Below are 19508 nucleotides of genomic sequence, written 5' to 3' on the forward strand. Positions count from 1 at the left end.
GGAAAACTAGCGGCGTCGCGGGCCTGGGTGGTGAGTGTGCCCCAGGCCCGCGACGAACCGCCTGATGGCAACCTCGGCGGTGGGAGGCTCGCCAAAAAACTGACGCTGCAGGGCGGTGTCCGCAACGTAACGGCCCGACTGGAACCACTCCAACATGGCGGCACCGTCCTTGGCCATGGCGTTGACCGGCGCAAGGACCGTCCCCGCTGCGCGCAGGACGCCCAGGGGGATGGACCGGACGCGGATGGGCCGGCCGGAGAGGCGGCCCACGACGTCGGCAACCTCCTGCATCGCCACCGCCCGGTCCCAGCCGATATCGATACGCTGCCCTTCCAGCCCCGGGAGGTCAACGGCCTCGGCAAGGTAGGCGGCGACGTCGGAGGTGAGCACAAAAGTCAACGGGATTTGCGGGGATCCCATCCAGGTCAGCCGTCCTTTGGTGACAGGGTCGCCGCCGAAACGAGTGACCTGATCAAGGAACGCCCCCGGCCGCAGCGCCACAAACGGGACACCGAGTTCCTGCAGTTTGTCTTCGGCCAGTTTTTTGTGCCAGAAATGCGGCACTTGGGGCGTCTGGTCGCACGTGAGGATGCTGGTCAGAACGAACCTTCGGACGCCGGAGCGGCTCGCTGCTTCGGCCAGGTTGGCGTTGCCCACCATGTCTGTTTTGGGGGTGTCGCCTTGACGGTGCCTGGTGTATCCCGCCGCCGAGGTGACCACGGCGTCAACGCCCTCCATGGCCCGCAGCAGCGACCAGGCATCCAGCATGTCGCCACGTGCAATGTCCACGCCGGCGGCCTCAAGCCGTGAGGCATCCGAACCGGGACGCACCAGCGCCCGGACGTGCTTACCGCGCTTGAGCAACTCAGTGACAACCTGGCTGCCCAGCATGCCGGTGCCGCCTAAAACCAGTACGGGCGCATTGGCCATAAGGGTCTCCCTGTGAATGCCCGGTTGCAGAGCCCCGGCTCTTTCACATTCTCACCCTGCGCGGAGCAGCCCGCCAGACCCTTAGGGCAAGCACGACGGCGGACCGGTTCCTGCCCGGAACCATCACGTCACTCGTGTGATGACGTCGGGGTTGGCCCAGAAGCCGGAATGCTTACTGCGAAAGCATCCCCGATGGATATTCGGCCTCGGGACCGGCGGCCCCGCCCATCGCCGCCACCAGCCGTTCGCGGGCCCGCCCAAGGTGCTCATCCAGCAGGTCGGCGGCTGCCTCGCCTTGTCCGGCCTCGATCAATTCAAGGATCTTCTGGTGTTCGGCGTGAATCAGTTCGGTGTCCAACAGCTGCAGGGACTGGACGCGGACCATGCATAACCGCACCTCGCCCACCAGCGAGCGGTACATCCTGCTGATGCGCTGATTGCCCGCGGCGTCAATCAGGCTGGTGTGGAACCGCATGTCGGGTTCGACGACGTCGAGCGGCGTACCCGTCTGCACTGCTGCGATATCGCGATTGGCCTGGACCGCCGTCTGGGGCACAGCCTTGGTGCGGGCAAGCCTGCGGAGCACTTCGCTTTCCAAATAGGCCCGTGCGAGGTAGATATCCCGCACCGAATCCGGCCCGAGGTCCACCACCCGCGCAGTCTTGTGCGTACCCCGGTCCAGAAGCCCTTCGGCAACGAGTTTCTCGATCGAGGCTTTTGCCGTGGGGCGGGCCACCTCATAGGACGAGGCGACCTCTGTCTCGGTGAGGCTCTGGCCGGAGCCGAGGTCACCGGAGAAGATCCGGCTCCGAAGGTCGGCGGCGATCGCTTCCACGATCGAGACTGCAGCAATCCGGCCAGGCACGTCAGCTTCCCTCCCGTAAGTTTCGGCGTTCTTCTCCATCTTGCCAGACAAGTGAACAAGTAACGCTTGACCTACATGTGTACTTGTTAGACAATCGTTGTGCGCCACGGTGTTGTGACGCCAACCACAAATCTGGAGACCCATGTTTCAGCAGATACTCGACCCCATCGCCGGGTCCCTTGTGCTTTCTGCGCTCTGCGCTGCGCTTCCCCTCGTCCTGCTCTTCGTCCTACTGGGCGTCTTCAAGGTCCGCGCACCCAAAGCTGCCTTGGCCAGCCTGGCCCTCTCGCTTGTGCTCGCCGTCGTCGGCTGGCAGATGCCGGTGAACCAGGCCTTGAGCGCCACTGCCGCCGGCATTTTCTACGGCCTGTTCCCCATCCTGTGGATTCTGGTCAACGCATTGTGGATCTACCGGCTCACCGTGGCCACCCCTTGGTTCGAAGTGCTGGGACGCACCATCCGTTCCATCTCAAACGACCTTCGGATCCTGGCCATCCTGATCGCCTTCTGCTTCGGCGCCCTGCTGGAATCCCTGGCCGGCTTCGGCGCCCCCGTCGCGATTTCAGCGGCCATGCTCATGGCGGCAGGCATGAAACCACTGAAATCCGCCATTGTTTCGCTGCTGGCCAACACCGCTCCCGTGGCCTTCGGCGCCATGGCAGCACCAATCATCGCCCTGAACGGTGTGACTGGCCTGCCGCTGAATGAACTGTCCTCGATGGCAGGGCGCCAGACGCCCTTCATTGCCCTGATCGTTCCGCTGCTGCTGGTGTTCATCGTTGACGGCCGGCGCGGCGTGAAGCAGACCTGGCCGGTGGCCCTCGTTGCGGGCGCCGCATTCGGCCTGGCCCAGTTCATTACCTCCAACTACTTCGCTGTGGAACTGACCGATGTGGTCGCCGCAGTGGTAACCGTGGCTGCCGTGCTCCTGATGCTGAAGGTCTGGCAGCCCACGGAAACAGTGGGAATGGAAGGCTCCGTGGAGGGCTCCTCAGAGCCTGCCCACGCCGCCGTCGCCGCCGCCACCGGCTCCCGCCGCAGCGGTTCCACCGCCGGCCCGTCAGGTGCGGGCGCGTCACTTGCGGGTCCGTCCGCTGCGGGTCCATCCAACAGGGCCGGGCAGATTGGCTCATCGTCGGCAGTCCCTGCCACCGGCGGCGCGTCCGTGCCGACCGACAACACGAGGCCCGAACCCCGCCAGATCTGGATGGCGATCGCCCCCTACCTGGTCATCATCGCCGTGTTCTCTGTGGCCCAGATTCCGTTCGTCAAGGCCTGGCTGAGCCAGGTCGGCAGCGTGACCTTTGCCTGGCCAGGGCTGGACATCACCGACTCGGCCGGCAAGCCTGTCGCGGCCACCAAATTCAAGCTCGACCACTTCAAGGCGACCGGTACCCTCCTGTTGATCTCCGGAATCCTCACCATGGTGCTGTACAAGGTCAGGGCTTCAACGGGCCTGCGCATCTACTGGGAAACGATCGTCCAACTGCGCTGGACCATCGTCACTGTCACCGCCGTCCTGGGCCTGTCCTTCGTGATGAACCTTTCCGGCCAGACCACCACTCTGGGCTTCGCACTGGCTTCCGCCGGCGGTTTCTTCGCCCTCCTCTCACCGCTGATCGGATGGATCGGCGTGGCCCTCACCGGCTCCGATACCTCCTCGAACTCACTGTTCGGCCAGATGCAGGCAACTGCGGCAGAGCAGACCGGCCTGTCGCCGGTCCTGATGGCCGCTTCAAACTCCTCGGCCGGTGTCATGGGGAAGATGCTGTCGCTGCAGAACCTTGCCGTGGCCTCGGCGGCGGTAGGCCTCGACGGGGCCGAGGGAACCCTGTTCCGGAAGCTGCTTGGCTGGAGCCTGGGCCTGCTGGCCCTCATCACCGTGCTGATCTTCCTGCAGTCCACCCCGGTCCTCGGCTGGATGGTTCCCTGATGGCTTCCCTGGACCTGGCGGCCCTCCGCGAAGCGGTGCACGATCCCGCGCAGGTGAAGACCCGCGCCATTGACCTGCACGCGAACGCCCATGACGCCTCGCACTTCCTCCTGATCCCCCAGGCCGTGGTGACCGCGGACAGTGCTGCCGAAGTGGGCGGGCTGCTGCGGGCCAGTGCCGCCCAGGGCGTGCCGCTGACATTCCGCTCCGGCGGAACCAGCCTGAGCGGCCAGTCGGTCACCGACGGCGTGCTGGTGGACGTCCGCCGCAACTTCAGGGACATCGAAGTGCTCGACGACGGCGCGCGGGTCCGCGTCCAGCCCGGCGTCACGGTGCGTGCGCTCAATGCAAGACTTGCCCGCTACGGGCGGAAGTTCGGCCCTGACCCGGCAAGTGAGGCGGCGTGCACGATCGGCGGCGTGGTGGCCAACAACTCTTCCGGCATGAACTGCGGCACCGTGGACAACACCTACCGCACCCTGGAGTCGTTGACTGTAGTGCTGCCCTCCGGCACCGTGATCGATACCGGCGCGCCGGACGCCGGCCAGAAGCTCCGCGCGCTCGAACCGGACCTCTACGAAGGCCTGGCCAGGCTGGCCGAACGTGTCCGGAAAAACCCGGCCTCGGTCGCCACGATCAGGCAGCAGTTCTCCATGAAGAACACCATGGGCTACGGACTGAACTCCCTGCTGGATTTCAACAACCCGGTGGACATCATGGCCCACCTCATCATCGGCAGCGAAGGCACCCTCGGCTTCGTGGCCGAAGCAGTCTTCCGCACCATTCCCCGGCTCCAGCATGCGGCGGCGGGTCTGCTCGTGTTCCCGGACCTCGAGTCCGCCAATGCGGCCCTGCCCACCCTCGTCGGCACGGGCGCGGCAACCATCGAGCTGATGGATGCCCTGTCGCTGAAGGTGGGCCAGACACTCAAGGGCACCCCCGCCGTCGTGCAGGACCTTGCGGTGCGGGACCATGCCGCCCTGCTGGTGGAGTATTCCGCCGCAAGCGCCGGCGAGCTCGCCGAACTCCAACGGCACGGCGAAGGCGTCCTTCCCGGGCTTGGGCTCACGTCGCCGGCGCAGTTTACCGGTGATGCCCGGGAACGCGGCCAGCTCTGGCAGCTGCGCAAAGGCCTCTACGCCTCAGTGGCCGGGGCGCGGCCGCAGGGCACCACCGCGCTGCTGGAAGACATCGTTGTTCCGGTCCCGGTGCTGGGCCGCACATGCCGGGAACTGATCCGGCTCTTCGACAAGTACAGCTACAGCAACAGTGTGATCTTTGGCCACGCCAAGGACGGCAACGTCCATTTCATGCTCACCGACGGCTTCGCCACAGCGGGGGAACTGGACCGCTACAGCGCCTTCACCGAAGACATGGTGGACCTGGTCCTGGCCGAGGGCGGTTCCCTGAAGGCCGAGCATGGGACAGGGCGCGTGATGGCCCCCTATGTCCGCCGTCAGTATGGCGACGAACTTTACGAGGTCATGCGCAGCATCAAGCGCCTCTTCGACCCCGCCGCGATGCTCAACCCGGGCGTCCTGATGGACGAGGACCCCCTGGCCCATCTGCGGCACATCAAGACCGCCCCTCCGGTGGCTGAGGAAGTGGACCGCTGCGTCTCCTGCGGCTATTGCGAGCCGGTGTGCCCCAGCAAGGACATCACGCTCACGCCGCGGCAGCGGATTGTCACGTTACGCGCCATCGAGTCCGCCCGGCTGGCCGGTGATCTGGCGCTGGTCAAGGAACTGGAAAAGGACTACGACTACGAATCCGTGGACACCTGTGCCGTGGACGGAATGTGCCAGACCGCCTGCCCCGTAGACATCAACACCGGATCGCTGGTGAAACGCCTGCGGAAGGACGACGCCGGCCCGCTCGCCAACGGCGTCTGGAACGCCGCCGCCAAGCACTGGGAGGGCGTAACCCGGGGTGCTTCACTGGCATTGACGGTGGTCAACAAGCTCCCGGCAGCCGTTATCGCTCCGCCCAACAAGGCCGCGCGGGCTGTGCTGGGCAAAGACACCGTTCCGCTGTACTCGGCCGAGCTGCCGGGCGGCGGTTCAGTCCGGAAGCGTCCGACGCCGGCGGGAACGGTTGACGCCGTCTACTTCCCCGCCTGCGTGGGCACCATGTTCGGCCCCGCGGGAGCAGGTAACGCTGAGCGACAGGGCGCTGAGGGACAGGGCGCCGAAGGAACGGGAAGCCAAGGACCCGGGGTTCAGTACAGCTTCGAACAGCTCTGCGCCCGGGCCGGGCTCACGCTCCTCGTCCCTGAAGGCATCGACGGCTTGTGCTGCGGCACCCCCTGGTCCTCCAAAGGCATGGCTGCCGGGCAGGCGACGATGCGGGAGAAGACCCTCGCCGCCCTGCGCGAAGCAACCCGGGACGGAGAGCTGCCCATCGTCTGCGATGCATCCTCGTGCACAGAGGGGCTGCGGCAGGCGGTGGAGTCGGACACACCCAAACCAGGTCAGCGAGCCCTGCGGATGGTTGACGCCGTCGACTTTGTTGCGGAACGGATCCTTCCCGGGCTTCCTGATCACGGGAAGCTGGAGTCGCTGGCCCTGCATCCCACCTGTTCCTCCACCCGGATGGGCATCAATGATGCACTCGGTGCCGTGGCCGGCGCAGTGGCTGAGCGGGTCGAGGTCCCGGAAAACTGGGGCTGCTGCGCCTTTGCCGGTGACAGGGGCATGCTGCACCCGGAACTGACGGCCTCGGCCACGGCGAAGCAGGCCGCGGAGGTGGCGGAGATGGGGGCCACGGCCCACGCCTCCTGCAACCGGACCTGCGAACTGGGCATGACGCGGGCAACGGGTTCCCCATACCGCCATGTGCTCGAACTGTTGGAGGAGGTCACCCGCTGATCTGGGCAGTATCAGCACCCCGGCGCTGATCAGCGCAGTGTCAGTACCCGGCGCTGATCCGCGCAGTCCCGTCACGCGAGCGGATCGGCGCCCAGCACGGGGGCGTCATGAGTGTGTCAGCGCAGCGCATCCTCCACCGCGGCCAGCAGCGAGTTGAACCGGGCGTTGGTGGGGAGGTCATCGATGAGGACGGCCCGGCCGTCCGGATCGCCCAGCGGGACCTGCCAGTTCGGATACAGCGCCTCGGTGGTTCCCGGCTGGTTCTGCACGCGCCGCTCCCCCACGGCGTCAACCAGGGCGACGCCGAGCAGGACCGACGGCGACTGGGCCAGCAGGCGGTGGAGCGCCTCGATGGTGCGCTCCTCGGTCCCTGACGGAACAGCTGACGGACCAGCGCCCGGAGCTGCGCTGTGGTCCACGCCCTCCGGCAGCAGCCCCCGTTCGCGGAGCAGCCCCATCATCTTTTCCAGGGTGGCCACGTGCTCAACCCGCTCTTCAGCCTCCGACCGCTCCAGCAGGCCCAACCGGCTGCGCAAGCCCACATGGTCACCCGCCAGGTAGCCCGCCGTAGGCGGCAGGTCGTGGGTGTTCACGCTGGCGAGGGCCTGGGTCCGGTACTGTTCGGGCGGCAGTGGCGAGTCGCCGTCGTTCTCGAACCAAAGAATCGAGGTCCCCAGGATGCCGCGGGCGGCAAGGTAATCACGCACCCACGGCTCGAAGGTACCGAGGTCCTCGCCGATCACCACGGCGCCGGCGCGCTGCGCCTCAAGCGCCAGGATCCCGATCAGCGCCTCGTGGTCGTACCGCACATAGGCGCCTTCCCGCGGGGAGTTTCCGGCCGGGACCCACCACAACCGGAAGAGGCCCAGGACGTGGTCCACGCGGATGCCGCCGGCGTGGCGAAGGACAGTGGAGAGCATGTTGCGGAACGGAGCGTAGCCGGCCTCTGCCAGCCGGCCCGGATGCCACGGCGGCTGGCTCCAGTCCTGGCCGAGCTGGTTGTACATGTCCGGCGGTGCGCCCACACTGACGCCGGGCGCGAGGACGCCGCGGAGGGTCCAGGCGTCGGCGCTGCTGAGGTCCACGCCGACGGCCAGATCGTGCACTACTCCCAGTCGCATTCCGGCCCGGCGGGCCGCCAGCTGCGCGCTTTCCAGCTGCTCGTCGCAGATCCACTGCAGCCAGCGGTGGAAGCCGATCCGGTCCGCGAGCTTTGCCCGCAAGGACTCAGCCTCGGGTGAGCCCAGCGCACAATCCGGGTCAGTCCACAACGGATCTCCGGGCGCCACGTCCTCACGGATGGCGGACCAGAGGGCAAAGTCGTCCAGGCCGGACCCGGACATCCTGCAGAACCCGTCGAAGGCCGCCTGCCGTGCCGGCGAGCGCCGCGCGTGGTACAGCAACTCCAACGCCTGAAGTTTGGCCGCATAGACGGCGTTCCTGTCCAGGCGGTCCCCGTCCTTGTTCAGGCTGTGGACCTGTTCCTGCAGCCGGTCCACGGCGGCACGCCTCCGTGGTTTGAGGTAGGCCAGTTCCGGGATGGCTTCCACCCGGATGTAGATCGGATTGAAGAAGCGCCGCGTGGACGGGGAGTAGGGCGAGGGCTGGACCGGCGGAACCGGTTCAGCGGCGTGCAACGGGTTGACCAGGACGTAATCGGCGCCCCGCTCGCCGCTCAACGTGGCCAGGTCCGCGAGGTCAGCGAAATCTCCCACGCCCCACGAACGCTTGGACCGCACCGAATACAGCTGGGTGGCCAGCCCCCAGCCGCGCCGCTCAAGCAGCGGCCCGGCAGCGGTGAGCCGCTGCGGAACCACCACCAGCGCACCCTCGGCCGTGACGCCGTCGGACTCTGCGTGCAGGGTATGCCAGCCGAGCGGCAGGTCGGGTGGGAGCGCGAACGTGGCACGGCCGGTGGGGACGCCGTCAACGTCCTGCGGCTGGACCCAGATGTCCTGTTGGGCGGCCTCCACCACCCCCGCACCGTCTTCCAGCACGATGTTCAGCTGTGCTGTGGCACCGTCCGGGACGTGGACGGGGACCAGTGCAGTTTCACCTTGTTGGACCACGACGGCGGGCGGCAACATCCGGCGCCAGGGCGCCAGCTCCGATTCCGCCAGCGCCGCTGCAATGTGCGCGTCGGTCCCGGCCTGGACGCCGAGCGAGGCCAGGACCTTGATCAGGGTGTCCGGCGCGACGCTGTGCGGCAGCCCGTCCCACCCCTGGAAGGAGGTGCCTACCCCGTGTGCGTCGGCGAGCCGCTGCAGCAGATGGTGGTCCACCGGTTCATGACCTGCCGCGTCGGCCGGTCCGGGCGAACCTGGCGTGCCGGCGAGTTGGGTGAACTGGTCTGGAGCCTTCATGGATGTCCGCCTCGTCTGGTGGGATGGGCCTGAACTTACGATGCTGCCTGTTTGCCTGCGTCTTGCTGGTAGTCAACTCCGGGGTTACAAGCCCCGGCAAACCGCTGGTTCCGATTATTGCAGGGCAGCGGAAGCCCACGAAAAGGGCTTGCCCAACCTCACCTTGAATGACGGGCCATCCAGCCGGGTCCCGGCTACGAACAACTGTCACGGGTTCGTCTGGGTAACCGGACGCTGCCCTGCGGGAATCCGATTGGGTTGCAGGGCGTTAACCCAGATGCGAGCAAAACCGTTGCGCTTCGATCAAGGAATGGAATGAACGCGAAGTTTGTATCAGTTGAGGACGACACCGGAAAGGTCACCCGGTACGCCCGCCATGCCAACGGCGGCGGATTCGTCGCACCGGGAGCGACTGTTGCCGAGAGTGCCCGCATCGGCCAGATGACGTACGTGGAGCATGGCGCCTCCATCGGTTCCGGCTGCCGGGTAGGACACGGTAGCTGGATCGACCGGGAAGCGAAGATCGGTGACCGGACAGTGATCGGCGATGGCGTAAGGATCGGCCGCGGCACTGTTATCGGCAGCCGGGCACACATCGGGAGCCACTCGCGGATCGGTTCCGGCGTTCTGGTGGAGCATGGGATCCATCTTCATGCGGACAGCACAGTGCCCGACGGCGGCGAGGTCCTGGCGGGATCGCGCCGGGCAGTGCGGGTCCCGGCTGCGCGGACGCAGGCCGGGAAGACGCCGGCCGCGCGGGCGCCTTCTGCGAAGACGCCGGTGGTGCGGACGCAGGCTGGGAAAGCGGCTCCGCGGACGCCCGCGGTGAAGCCGCCCGCAGAGCAGCGCCCGGCACGTAAGTCCAAGGGCCGGATGGCCGCATAGCTCCCCCTGCCGACCGGCAGGGGGGAATTTTACGAAAGGGATCACTCCATGGTCAGGGCAATCTGGAACGGACAAGTCATTGCCGAATCCGAGGACACGGTGGTGGTTGAGGGCAACCATTATTTTCCGCGTGACGCCGTCAACGCCACCTTCCTCAAGGACAGCAACAAAACCACTGTCTGCTCCTGGAAGGGCCAGGCGAGCTACCACACGCTGGACGTCGGCGGTCAGATGAACAACGACGCCGCCTGGTTCTACCCCGACCCGAAGAAACCGGCGTCGTCCATCAAGGACCGCATTGCCTTCTGGCGGGGTGTGACCATCGAAGAATAGGCGCCGCGGTTCAGCAGCAGGATGTCCGCGGCAGGACTTCGGGCAGCAGGCCGTCAGCAGGGTGTCAGCAGGGTGTCAGCGTCCTCAGAAGAGGGCGGGCTGGTTTCCCTCGTCCCCCTCGGGGACAGAATCAGCGGCGATGGGCAGTGCCCAGGCTGCCCGGATGCCGGGGAGGCCAGGCAGCAGGTCCTCGATGGTGGACTGACCTTCCAGCACCGGTATGTCGGCCGCCAGGCCACTGGATTCCATTTCCGCAGTTTCCACGCCAGAGAGCATATTCGAACCGGACGGGAGCGGGGCGATGACACTCCTATGGGAGCCGAATGGGAGCCGATCCGGACCAGCGCGGGTCCGAACGGCACCCTGGGCCCCGCTTGGCCTGCACCACTGACTAGGCTGATCTCTTATGAGCCTCGTTTCCACACCGCTGGGCAGCGTCCGCGGCACCCGCCGGATCCTTGACGGCCTTCCCGTGCACAGCTTCACGGGGGTCCCGTACGCGGAATCACCTGCCGGCCAACGCCGTTTCCTGCCGCCGGTTCCCGTGCGTCCCTGGGAAGGTGTCCGCGACTGCACCGCACCGGGCGCCATGGCGCCGCAGAATCCGGACGACTTCACGCCGCCGTCGGCCGGTTTTGCCACCCTGTGGGACGAGGCTGCCTGCCTGAACCTCAATATCTGGACCCCGGCCCCGGATGGCGCAGGGCGGCCGGTAATGGTGTGGATTCACGGCGGCGCCTACGTCACCGGCTCGAACAACGGCAGCATGCACGACGGCGGGCCGCTGGCTGTGGAGACGGACGTTGTGGTGGTGGCCATCAACTACCGGCTGGGGGCCTTTGGATTTTTGCACTTGCCTCAGCTGCTGGGTCCCGGGTACGAAGACTCCTCCAACGCCGGGCTCCTCGACCAGTTGGCGGCATTGCGCTGGGTTGCCCGGAACATCGCCGCGTTCGGCGGGGACCCGGCCAACGTCACTGTCTTCGGCGAGTCCGCCGGGGCGGCGGCTATTGGAACCCTGCTGGGCATGCCGGCGTCGGACGGGCTGTTCCGCCGCGCGATCATGCAGAGCGGCACGGCCGAGCGGTTCAGGACTCCCGCCGGGTCCGCCGAATTGACCCGGGACTTCCTCCGGCTGTGCGGGCTGGACGAGGCGCGTGCGGCCGAACTGTTCACCTTGCCGGCTGCCCGTCTCCTGGCGGCCCAGAAAGCACTCATAGATGCCGCCGCGCCGCACAGCTTCGGCGTTCCCTTGCCGTTCCAGCCCACGGTGGGGACTCCGGCACTGCCGGAACCGCCGCTGGACGCGGTCCGGAACGGCCATAATTCTTCGGTGGACCTGTTGGTGGGCACCAACCTCAATGAGGGCTCGTTCGCGGTTGAAATGCGCCCGGACTACCCGAGTGACCCGCCGCGTTATGAGGACCGGGTGGAGGTGGTCCTCGGCGGATATTTTCCGGATCCTGCCGGCGCGCTCCCCGGCTTCGCGGCTGCCTTGGCTGACGGTCTGGGCAAGGATCCAGACGGGCGGGAGCAGCTGGAGGCCTGCCTGGCCGATGTGCAGTACCGCCAGCCCAGCAACCGGCTGCTGGACGCCCGTCAAGGATCGGCCGGCTCCACCTTCAGCTACCTGTTCACCTGGCCGAGCCCGGCGTTGGGCGGAAAGCTGGGCGCCTGCCACGCCCTCGAGATCCCGTTTGTGTTCCGGCAGACCGGCAACCGCGAAGCGCGCTTCCTGACCGGCGGCACAGCACCGAAGGATCTGAGCGGAATGATGAGCCGGGCCTGGGCAGCCTTCGCCCGGGCCGGGGCTCCGGAAGCGCCAGGCATGCCGGAATGGCCACGGTACTCAGTTCCGGAACGTCACACCATGATTCTTGACGGGACGCCGGGGGTCGACGCCGATCCGAGGGCTTCCCTCCGCGAGTTCTGGCTGGGCTCAGCGGCCCGCGAGGGAGTTCAGGGTGTCCCGGATGCCGTTCAGCGCAGGATCCCGCAGTGACATAAACGCGGGCCTCAGGAGCGGCTGGAGGATCTTTGCCGGGCCTTTGATGTCAAATTCGGCGGAGTAGGTAACCAGCGATCCCTGGGCGGAGGGGCCCACATCTATGGAATCGAAGGCCGTAATGGACTTGTTCTCGCCGCGGAGCTTGATGTGGCGTTCGGTCAGTTCGATCACTTCGTACTCCAGCGACTGGCGCTTGCCACGGAACTCCGACTCGGCGTGGTACCGGTGCCCCACCGCGACAGGCCCGGGAGTGAGCTTGTCCATGACCGGGGTGCTGGGGTCCCACTCGCTGGTGTTTTCAAACTCCGAGAGGAAGGCAAAGGCCTTATCCGGAGACAGTTTTGTTTCGATGGAGCCCTCGACTTTGATCATCCATCCAGTGTAGGAACCCTGGGCCTCCTGCACACCCCTCCAAGCCCAGGGAATGCCAACCTCTGTCCCGCCCACACCGCCAGGAGCATGGCGATGAGCAGCAACCCGGCCTCGCCGAGGTCAACGGATCCCAGCCAGCTGCTGATCGGATCGCCCCAACCAAAGGCAGCGTTGATGAAGCCACCGAGGGTGATCACGGCAATGAACAGGGCCGAGAGGGCGGAGATCCCCGTGACCGCGGCGTTGAAACCCAACGTACGGCGGGGATCGTCCAGAGCCGAACGGTACAGCCGCATCATGGCCACGCCGTTGAGCGAATCGCAGAGTGTCATCGCCGCCGTGAAGGCGAGTGGAAGCGCAATCAAGGCGAGGAGCGAGACGCCGGCCAGCGAGGCCGCCGTCGTCATCATCAGCAGGCCGATGGTGGTGGCGGTGTCGAAGCCCAATCCAAACAGGAAGCCGATGACGTAGATGTGGCGCGGCCGGCGGACCCGTGCCAGCGGCTTGGCAAGGAGCCTGGCGAGGAACCCCTGTGCTTCAAGATCCCCGGGCGCAATGGCACCGCCGGAGCGTGATCTCCGGAGGACGCGGGCGGTGCGGACAAAGGCAGAGCCGTTGAACAGCCCCATCGCCAGCAGGAAAAGCCCGGAAACACCACTGCCGATCAGGCCAAGCACCAGGCTGCCTGCTGACCCTTCCCTCACCAGCTCCCCCATCACCCCGGCGCCGGCAATGACCAGAACGCCCGCCAGGATCACCACGGAACTGTGCCCCAGGCTGAACGCGAACCCCACGCTGACGGGATCCTGCCTCTGGGCGACGAACGTGCGGGTGGAGTTGTCGATGGCGGCCAGGTGGTCCCAGTCGTAGCTGTGCTTGACACCGGCGAGGTAGGCGGTGAGCACCAGGCCCAGGGCCAGCGGCTGGCTGCCGGGCGCGGTACCGCTGAGCAGAAGCACGACGGCGGCCGCATGCAACGCGGCAACGGCGCCGAAGGTGAACAGCAGCCGGGTCCGCAGCGGGAGGGTCTCCCGGTCCCGGTAGAGCATGCCAAGGTGGCTCAGTGCAGTCATGTGTACCTCCTCGGGTCAGGCGTACGCACCCTCACCAGTACCGTCTCAGAAGGTGGCCCTTGTGTAGCTTCGCCGGACTGTCACCAGAGTAGGCCGCCCACGTTTCGCGGGAGTTTCAGGACCGGGTTTGCCGGCGCAGGATGAAGCGCTGGACCTTGCCGGACGGTGTCTTGGGGAGTTCGTCGACGAAGTGGATGCGCCGGGGAAAGGCGTGGGCAGCGTATTGGGTTTTGACGAGGGTCTGCAGTTCGGTGACCAGGGCCTCGCCCCCGGAGGCATCCGCGGTGAGGACCACGTAGGCTTCCAGGACCTCGCCGCGGAGTTCGTCCGGCGCTCCGATGACGGCTGATTCGAGCACGGCGGGGTGCTGGGACAGGACGCTTTCGACGTCGAACGGTCCGATCCGGTAGCCGGCCATGATGATCACGTCGTCGTCCCGGGCGGAGAAGTAGTAAAAGCCGTCCTCATCCACCATTCCCGCATCCCCGGTGATGTACCAGCGGCCGTCCTCGCTGAAACGCTCCGCGGTTTTCTCCGGCGCGTCCCGGTAACCGGTGAACCACATCATCGGGCTGTTGGCCGTGTCCACCGCTACGCGTCCCATTTCCCCCGGTGCGGCAGGTTCGTTGGCCGAGTCCTTGAGCACAGCGCAGGTCCAGCCCGGCAGGGGGTGGCCCATCGAGCCGGGACGGAGTTCCTGGCGGAGGTCATCATGCCAGGCGTTGATGATCATCATCCCGTGCTCGGTCTGCCCGTAGTGGTCCCGGACGGGGACGCCGAACGTGCCCTCGGCCCAGGAAATCACCTCGGGCGTTAGCGGCTCCCCCGCGGAGGACGCCCGGCGGAGACGGATGCTCTTTGCCGCGGCCGGTTTGGAACGCATGGTGCGGTACACAGTGGGTGCGGCAGCGAAGTTGGTCACCTGGAAATGTTCCAGGACGGCGAAGCTGAGTTCCGGGGAAAACCCGGCATGCAGCAGCAGGCTGCGGCGGCCCGCCGCGAGCGGTCCGAGGATCCCGTAGTACAGCCCGTAGGCCCAACCCGGGTCAGCGGCGTTCCAAAACACGTCATCCCCGCGTACATCCAGGCCACATTCGATGTACTGGCGGAATGCCGCCAGAGCCCGGAGCGGTACGGGCACGCCCTTGGGCGCCCCGGTGGTCCCGGAGGTGAAGATCAGCACCAGGGTGCCATCACCACCCACAGCTTCGGCCGGGATGCCCGGTTCATGCGAGGCCAGCAGCTGGTGCAGGGAAAAGTCATCCCCGGCGGCATGGTCCCCGGCAACCACCACTGCAGCTGCCGTTTCCTGGATCTTGCCGCGCTGGTCCTCATCGGTGATGACCACCTTGGCGCCGGAGGCATTCAAGCGCAGTTCGATGGCGGGCCAGGCGAAGGCCGTGAACAGGGGAACGTGGACGGCCCCGCGCCGCCAGATCGCCAGGAGCATCACCACCAGGTCAGCGGATTTACCCATCAGCGTAGCCACGGCGTCGCCGGGCCCCACTCCAAGTCCGGCAAGGGCAGCAGCCCCGCGCTCGGAACGCTCCCGCAGCTGGCCGTAGGTGATGTCCGTACTGGAGAGATCCGCTTCGATGAGGGTAAACGCTACGGGCGTCAGGCTGATGCCCGTCGCACAACAGCCAGGCGGCGCAGGCATCCTCCCCCGTGTACATCCTGAGGGCGGCCTCGACACTGAGGGCTGGTGCAGACATAGAGGACTCCTACAGACGTTGACAGCCGGGAGGCCAGCCGTCCGGTTGGCCCGGCGCCGTTGACGGGAAGGTACGCGTTATCTTCCCCATCCTAGGACCTCTCCAAAGCATCGGGTTTCCTGATTTATACAGATCATCTTTCATCGCTTTTGCTTACCTGATTGCCCTTCCATACTGGAACTGAAACAGCCGCCAGAACTTCACCCCTTTCAGAGAAAGCCCGGGTCATGCCGAAAACCTCCGGCCAGAATCACGCAGAACAACTACCCGGGGAGTCAGCGGCCGCCATGCCGGGGACAAGCACGATCGGTGATTCCTGCAGCGGCGGGGATGACTGTTTCTTCTGCACCTGCCCGGAAACCGACTAAGCGCTGCCCAGCCCGCTGCGGATTTCCTGGTTGGTCTGCACCGGCTGCCGGCAGGTGGTTGGTCCCTGGCTCAAGTATCCGCCGCCCTTGGCCACAGTTTGCTGTTGAGGGTAACTGCGGGCTCAGCGTGCTTCCAGCAGCTGTTTCAGCCTGGCGAGATCCTTCCGCATTGCCCGGCGCATCATGGGCGCCATCACCAAACCGGCCACGCGGGAAAACCCTGCCGGACTGCCTGTATTGCGCAGCACCATCCGCGTCCGGCCCTCCCCGGCGTCGTGCCACGTGTAGGTGGTCTCCATGGGAAAAGGCCCCTGGGCAGTCCGCATGGTCAGTGATGCGCCCGGGACGAACTCCGTGAACTGATAGGTGTATTCGAGCGTCCGGCCAAGGAAGTGCGCCACAAAGGCCACACGGGAGCCAACCCTCTGCGGCGGCTCCGTTTCCCACCGGACGGATGCGATATTGCTGTACCAGTCCGGCGCGTTGCCGGGGTCAGCGGCGTACCCCGCCACGTCCGGCCGTGGACGGTTGATCACGGTCTCGGCCTGGACATCAACCACGGGTTTCTGCTTTCACCTGCAACCGCTGGTTTTCACGGGGCTGATTCCCTGACCCTCAGGACAAATCCCGCTTCGACGTGGACGCCGTCCCCCGCCGGCTCCCGCCCCTCGATCCTGTCGATCAAAAGGGCCACGGAACGCTCGGCGATCTCGTCCATGCCAGGCGAGACCGTAGTGAGCGACGGCGATGCGAACTTTGCCTCGTCGATGTCGTCGAAGCCTGCTACAGCCACGTCCCCGGGCACGTCCACCCCGCGGATGAGCAGTTCGTGCATGGCGCCCAGGGCGAGGGCGTCGTTCAGGCCGAACACGGCGTCGAACGCGGTGCCGCCGTCCAGCAGGCTTGAGACGGCGGCAGCGCCGCCGTCCCGCCGCCATTCACACGGTGCCACCAGGGACGGCTCGAACGGTATGCCGGCTCCGTCCAGCGCTTTGCGGTAGCCGTTCAGACGGAGGCCTGCCGTGCCGGCCGATTCGCCGGCCTGGGCGCCCACCACCGCAATACGACGGCGCCCTCCCGCCAGGAGGTGGGCCGTCACTGCATGCGCTGCCTGCTCGTTTTTCATGGTGACCAGATCGAACCGGGAGTCCACAATGTGCTCCCCGAGCATCACCACAGGCTTGCTGCCGCGGTGGGAGGCAACGGCGTCGGCGTCCAAGGCCAGAGGCGTAAAGAGCAGCCCGTCGGTCAGTTGCCGGAGCGGGCCCTGAAGCGCACCAAGTTCGTTGCCCGCCTCGGCCCCGGACTGCTCCACGAGGACCCGGTAACCCCGCGACGATGCCACGGTCATCAGCCTTGAGGCGAGCTCGGCGTAGTAGGGAGCCGACAGATCCGACAGGACCAGCCCCAGCATCCTGGTCTTTCCGGAACGCAGGCTGCGGGCGGTCAGGTTGGCTTCGTAGCCCAGCTCAGCGATGGCGTCGTGGACCTTCTGCTTCGTGGCAGGGCGGATGAACTCATAGTCGTTGAGGACGTTGGAAACGGTCTTCAATGAAACGCCCGCTGCCCGCGCGACGTCGTTCATGGTCACTGCCATTGCGGCTACTTCCTTCCGGGCCTGCCGTCAGCCCTTGGCCGCCTTTGCGGCCGCCTTTGCAGCCTGCTTGCTGGCACGCACCTTGACGAGCGACTCCGGATCCACAATATCGGCCACGGACAGGAACGCGTCAGCCTCGCCGTAGTGGCCGGCGGCTTCACGCCAGCCCGGAGCCTGGAGGCCGCACTGCTTGCCCAGGAGGGCGAGGAAAATCTTTGCCTTCTGCTCCCCGAACCCGGGCAGGGCCTGCAGGCGGCGCAGCACCTCTTTGCCGTCGGGCCCACCCTTGGTCCAGATGAGTGTGGCGTCGCCCTCCCAGTCCCGCTGGACCGTCTCGGCAAGCACCTGGACCCGGCCGGCCATGGAGCCCGGGAACCGGTGCACGGCGGGCCGTTCCTTGAACACCTCGACGAAGGCCTGGGGATCGTGGGCGGCTACGGCGGCCGGCTCGATCGAACCGAGGCGGGCCCGGATTTTCTCGGGTCCGGCAAACGCCGATTCCATGGTCACCTGCTGGTCCAGCAACATGCCTGTCAGCAGCGCAAACGCATCGTTGCTCAGCAGTGTGTCGGCAGCCGGATCCCCGGTGATATGCAGTTCCATGGCCCTTATCTTTCCATCATCCGGCTCCCCGCGTCACAGGCATGACGGCCCTCTGCCCGCTAAGCCTCCAGCGCCAGCCGGATCATCGACCAGGACACCGCCGGGAGTTCGCCGGTGAGGCGGCCGCCGTCGGCCTTCACACTGACGTTCGCGGCGGGAAGGACCGACGTCGAATCGTCGGCGGTCGCCTGCCAGTACGGGTCCTTGTTGGCGAAGGTGACCGCCTCGATGATCCGGGCGTTGCCCAATCCCATGATCGAGGCATCGAGTGCCAGTGCATCCGTTGCGGAGCGGTTGACGGCGAACACCACTGCCTCGCCTGCCGCGGCGTCGAGGGTTGCGACGGCGGACAGTGCCGGGAAGTCCGGCGTCTTGCCGCCGCTGAGCAGCGGGGACTCCACGGCGAGTTGCAGCACCGTACCGGCCGCGTGGCGGGAAGTCAGGGCGAAGGGGTGGAAGGTGGTCTGCTTCCAGGCGCGGCCGCCCGGCTCGGTCATAATGGGGGCAATCACGTTGACCAGCTGCGCCAGGCTGGCGGAGTGCACGCGGTCCGTGTTGCGCAGCAGCGTGATCAGCAGATCCCCGACGACGACGGCGTCCGCCACCGTGTAACGGTCCTCCAGCAGGACGGGAGCCACCGGCCAGTCCGTGCCGGCGGGCGCCTTCGACTCGCCACGGCTCATGTGCCAGACATTCCATTCGTCAAAGGAGATGTTGACCTGTCTGCTGGACTTTTTGACCGACTTCACGTGGTCGATGTGGGCCACGATGTCCCTGATGAAGGATTCCATCCGGTGCCCTGCCGAGAGGTGTTCCTGAAGGTCGCCGAAGTCCTCAAAATACTGGTGCGCGGAAATCAGGTCCACCAGATCGTAGGTCTCCATCAGGACAGCCCGTTCCCATTCGCCGAAGGTGTCCATGGTGGGCGCCGAGCTGCCGCAGGCCACCAGCTCCAGGTCCGGATCGATCATGCGCATTCCCCGGGCGGTGTCAGCGGCGAGCCGGCCGTATTCGAGGGCATTCTTGTGGCCGATCTGCCACGGCCCGTCCATCTCGTTGCCCAGGCACCACATTCTGATGCCGTATCCGTCCGCAGCGCCGTTGGCCTTTCGCTGGTCCGAGAAGGCCGTCCCGCCGTCGATGTTGCAGTACTCCAGCAGGTCCAGTGCTTCCTGGGTGCCCCGCGTCCCCAGGTTGACGGCCATCATGGTTTCGACGCCCGCTTTGACCGACCACTTGGTGAACTCGTCAACGCCCACGAGATTGGGGTCGGTGGAATGCCACGCGAGGTCCAGCCGCGCCGGGCGCTGGTCCACCGGGCCTACGCCGTCTTCCCAGCGGTATCCGGAGACGAAGTTTCCGCCCGGGTACCGGACCGTGGAGACACCCAGCTCGCGGGTCAGCTCCAGGACGTCCGTGCGGAACCCGTCCTCATCAGCCTTGGGGTGCCCGGGCTCGAAGATCCCGGTGTAGACACAGCGGCCCAGGTGTTCGACGAATGCCCCGAAGGTCCTGCGCCGGACCGGGCCGACGGTGAAGGCCGGGTCGATGGTGATCTTGGCTGTGGCATTGTCCTGGGCGGTCATCCTGGTCCTC

At 66.5% G+C, this 19508-nt stretch carries 16 protein-coding genes; 5 read left to right on the top strand and 11 right to left on the bottom strand.

The window, feature by feature from the left end:
• Nucleotides 1-6: 6 nt before the first annotated feature.
• On the bottom strand, nucleotides 7-930 hold the full coding sequence (locus AC1MCA_RS08425; protein WP_479802640.1) for an SDR family oxidoreductase: 924 nt from the start codon (nucleotides 928-930) through the stop codon (nucleotides 7-9).
• Between the two features lie 172 nt (nucleotides 931-1102).
• Complete coding sequence (locus tag AC1MCA_RS08430; protein ID WP_479802641.1) at nucleotides 1103-1834, bottom strand: GntR family transcriptional regulator; 732 nt, start codon at nucleotides 1832-1834, stop codon at nucleotides 1103-1105.
• 103 nt (nucleotides 1835-1937) lie between these two features.
• On the opposite strand from AC1MCA_RS08430, the gene AC1MCA_RS08435 reads away from it, so the two are divergent.
• Both AC1MCA_RS08435 and AC1MCA_RS08440 read left to right on the top strand, forming a co-directional pair.
• The gene (locus AC1MCA_RS08435; RefSeq protein WP_479802643.1) at nucleotides 1938-3728 is read left to right on the top strand and encodes an L-lactate permease; all 1791 of its coding nucleotides are present in this window, start codon (nucleotides 1938-1940) and stop codon (nucleotides 3726-3728) included.
• Nucleotides 3728-6595: an FAD-binding and (Fe-S)-binding domain-containing protein gene (locus AC1MCA_RS08440; RefSeq protein ID WP_479802645.1), complete on the top strand. Its 2868-nt coding sequence runs from the start codon at nucleotides 3728-3730 to the stop codon at nucleotides 6593-6595. Before AC1MCA_RS08435 ends, AC1MCA_RS08440 begins: the two co-directional genes overlap by 1 nt.
• A 116-nt stretch (nucleotides 6596-6711) precedes the next feature.
• Here the strand turns inward: AC1MCA_RS08440 and malQ are convergent, their stop codons facing one another.
• Nucleotides 6712-8958, bottom strand: coding sequence for a 4-alpha-glucanotransferase (malQ, locus tag AC1MCA_RS08445; protein WP_479802647.1), 2247 nt, complete (start codon nucleotides 8956-8958; stop codon nucleotides 6712-6714).
• Between the two features lie 315 nt (nucleotides 8959-9273).
• On the opposite strand from malQ, the gene AC1MCA_RS08450 reads away from it, so the two are divergent.
• On the top strand, nucleotides 9274-9843 hold the full coding sequence (locus AC1MCA_RS08450) for a transferase (RefSeq protein WP_479802649.1): 570 nt from the start codon (nucleotides 9274-9276) through the stop codon (nucleotides 9841-9843).
• 48 nt (nucleotides 9844-9891) lie between these two features.
• A complete protein-coding gene (locus tag AC1MCA_RS08455) occupies nucleotides 9892-10176 on the top strand; it encodes a DUF427 domain-containing protein (protein WP_479802650.1) in 285 nt (94 codons plus the stop codon).
• Nucleotides 10177-10260: 84 nt separating this feature from the next.
• Here AC1MCA_RS08455 and AC1MCA_RS08460 read toward each other — a convergent pair whose 3' ends face one another.
• On the bottom strand, nucleotides 10261-10425 hold the full coding sequence (locus AC1MCA_RS08460) for a hypothetical protein (protein WP_479802652.1): 165 nt from the start codon (nucleotides 10423-10425) through the stop codon (nucleotides 10261-10263).
• A gap of 157 nt (nucleotides 10426-10582) precedes the next feature.
• Between AC1MCA_RS08460 and AC1MCA_RS08465 the strand changes: the two genes are divergently transcribed.
• Nucleotides 10583-12178 carry a carboxylesterase/lipase family protein gene (locus tag AC1MCA_RS08465; protein ID WP_479802653.1) on the top strand — a complete coding sequence of 532 codons (1596 nt, stop codon included), beginning with the start codon at nucleotides 10583-10585 and terminating at the stop codon, nucleotides 12176-12178.
• Here the strand turns inward: AC1MCA_RS08465 and AC1MCA_RS08470 are convergent.
• From AC1MCA_RS08470 to arfA, 7 genes are all read right to left on the bottom strand, one after another.
• Complete coding sequence (locus AC1MCA_RS08470) at nucleotides 12116-12556, bottom strand: SRPBCC family protein (RefSeq protein WP_479802655.1); 441 nt, start codon at nucleotides 12554-12556, stop codon at nucleotides 12116-12118. The two genes, AC1MCA_RS08465 and AC1MCA_RS08470, sit on opposite strands and share 63 nt — an antisense overlap.
• Nucleotides 12553-13629 carry a HoxN/HupN/NixA family nickel/cobalt transporter gene (locus AC1MCA_RS08475; protein WP_479802657.1) on the bottom strand — a complete coding sequence of 359 codons (1077 nt, stop codon included), beginning with the start codon at nucleotides 13627-13629 and terminating at the stop codon, nucleotides 12553-12555. The genes AC1MCA_RS08470 and AC1MCA_RS08475 overlap by 4 nt, the downstream gene beginning before the upstream one ends.
• A gap of 115 nt (nucleotides 13630-13744) precedes the next feature.
• Entirely contained in the window at nucleotides 13745-15289 is a 1545-nt protein-coding gene (locus AC1MCA_RS08480) for an AMP-binding protein (protein ID WP_479802659.1), read from the bottom strand.
• Nucleotides 15290-15834: 545 nt separating this feature from the next.
• Nucleotides 15835-16272, bottom strand: a complete 438-nt coding sequence (locus AC1MCA_RS08485) for an SRPBCC family protein (protein WP_479802661.1) — start codon at nucleotides 16270-16272, stop codon at nucleotides 15835-15837.
• A 32-nt stretch (nucleotides 16273-16304) separates the two neighbouring features.
• Complete coding sequence (locus tag AC1MCA_RS08490; RefSeq protein ID WP_479802663.1) at nucleotides 16305-17309, bottom strand: LacI family DNA-binding transcriptional regulator; 1005 nt, start codon at nucleotides 17307-17309, stop codon at nucleotides 16305-16307.
• Between the two features lie 27 nt (nucleotides 17310-17336).
• Nucleotides 17337-17912, bottom strand: a complete 576-nt coding sequence (locus AC1MCA_RS08495) for an HhH-GPD-type base excision DNA repair protein (RefSeq protein ID WP_479802665.1) — start codon at nucleotides 17910-17912, stop codon at nucleotides 17337-17339.
• 59 nt (nucleotides 17913-17971) lie between these two features.
• A complete protein-coding gene (gene arfA, locus AC1MCA_RS08500) occupies nucleotides 17972-19498 on the bottom strand; it encodes an arabinosylfuranosidase ArfA (RefSeq protein ID WP_479802666.1) in 1527 nt (508 codons plus the stop codon).
• Nucleotides 19499-19508 lie beyond the last annotated feature (10 nt).

This window comes from Arthrobacter sp. BK1, from assembly GCF_056680055.1.

Coding starts and splice junctions, on each gene's coding strand:
- arfA (WP_479802666.1), bottom strand. CDS start 19,498: ATGACCGCCCAGGACAATGCCACAGCCAAGATCACCATCGACCCGGCC.
- AC1MCA_RS08470 (WP_479802655.1), bottom strand. CDS start 12,556: ATGATCAAAGTCGAGGGCTCCATCGAAACAAAACTGTCTCCGGATAAG.
- AC1MCA_RS08425 (WP_479802640.1), bottom strand. CDS start 930: ATGGCCAATGCGCCCGTACTGGTTTTAGGCGGCACCGGCATGCTGGGC.
- AC1MCA_RS08465 (WP_479802653.1), top strand. CDS start 10,583: ATGAGCCTCGTTTCCACACCGCTGGGCAGCGTCCGCGGCACCCGCCGG.
- malQ (WP_479802647.1), bottom strand. CDS start 8,958: ATGAAGGCTCCAGACCAGTTCACCCAACTCGCCGGCACGCCAGGTTCG.
- AC1MCA_RS08490 (WP_479802663.1), bottom strand. CDS start 17,309: ATGGCAGTGACCATGAACGACGTCGCGCGGGCAGCGGGCGTTTCATTG.
- AC1MCA_RS08435 (WP_479802643.1), top strand. CDS start 1,938: ATGTTTCAGCAGATACTCGACCCCATCGCCGGGTCCCTTGTGCTTTCT.
- AC1MCA_RS08480 (WP_479802659.1), bottom strand. CDS start 15,289: ATGCCTGCGCCGCCTGGCTGTTGTGCGACGGGCATCAGCCTGACGCCC.
- AC1MCA_RS08440 (WP_479802645.1), top strand. CDS start 3,728: ATGGCTTCCCTGGACCTGGCGGCCCTCCGCGAAGCGGTGCACGATCCC.
- AC1MCA_RS08460 (WP_479802652.1), bottom strand. CDS start 10,425: ATGGAATCCAGTGGCCTGGCGGCCGACATACCGGTGCTGGAAGGTCAG.
- AC1MCA_RS08475 (WP_479802657.1), bottom strand. CDS start 13,629: ATGACTGCACTGAGCCACCTTGGCATGCTCTACCGGGACCGGGAGACC.
- AC1MCA_RS08495 (WP_479802665.1), bottom strand. CDS start 17,912: ATGGAACTGCATATCACCGGGGATCCGGCTGCCGACACACTGCTGAGC.
- AC1MCA_RS08455 (WP_479802650.1), top strand. CDS start 9,892: ATGGTCAGGGCAATCTGGAACGGACAAGTCATTGCCGAATCCGAGGAC.
- AC1MCA_RS08430 (WP_479802641.1), bottom strand. CDS start 1,834: ATGGAGAAGAACGCCGAAACTTACGGGAGGGAAGCTGACGTGCCTGGC.
- AC1MCA_RS08450 (WP_479802649.1), top strand. CDS start 9,274: ATGAACGCGAAGTTTGTATCAGTTGAGGACGACACCGGAAAGGTCACC.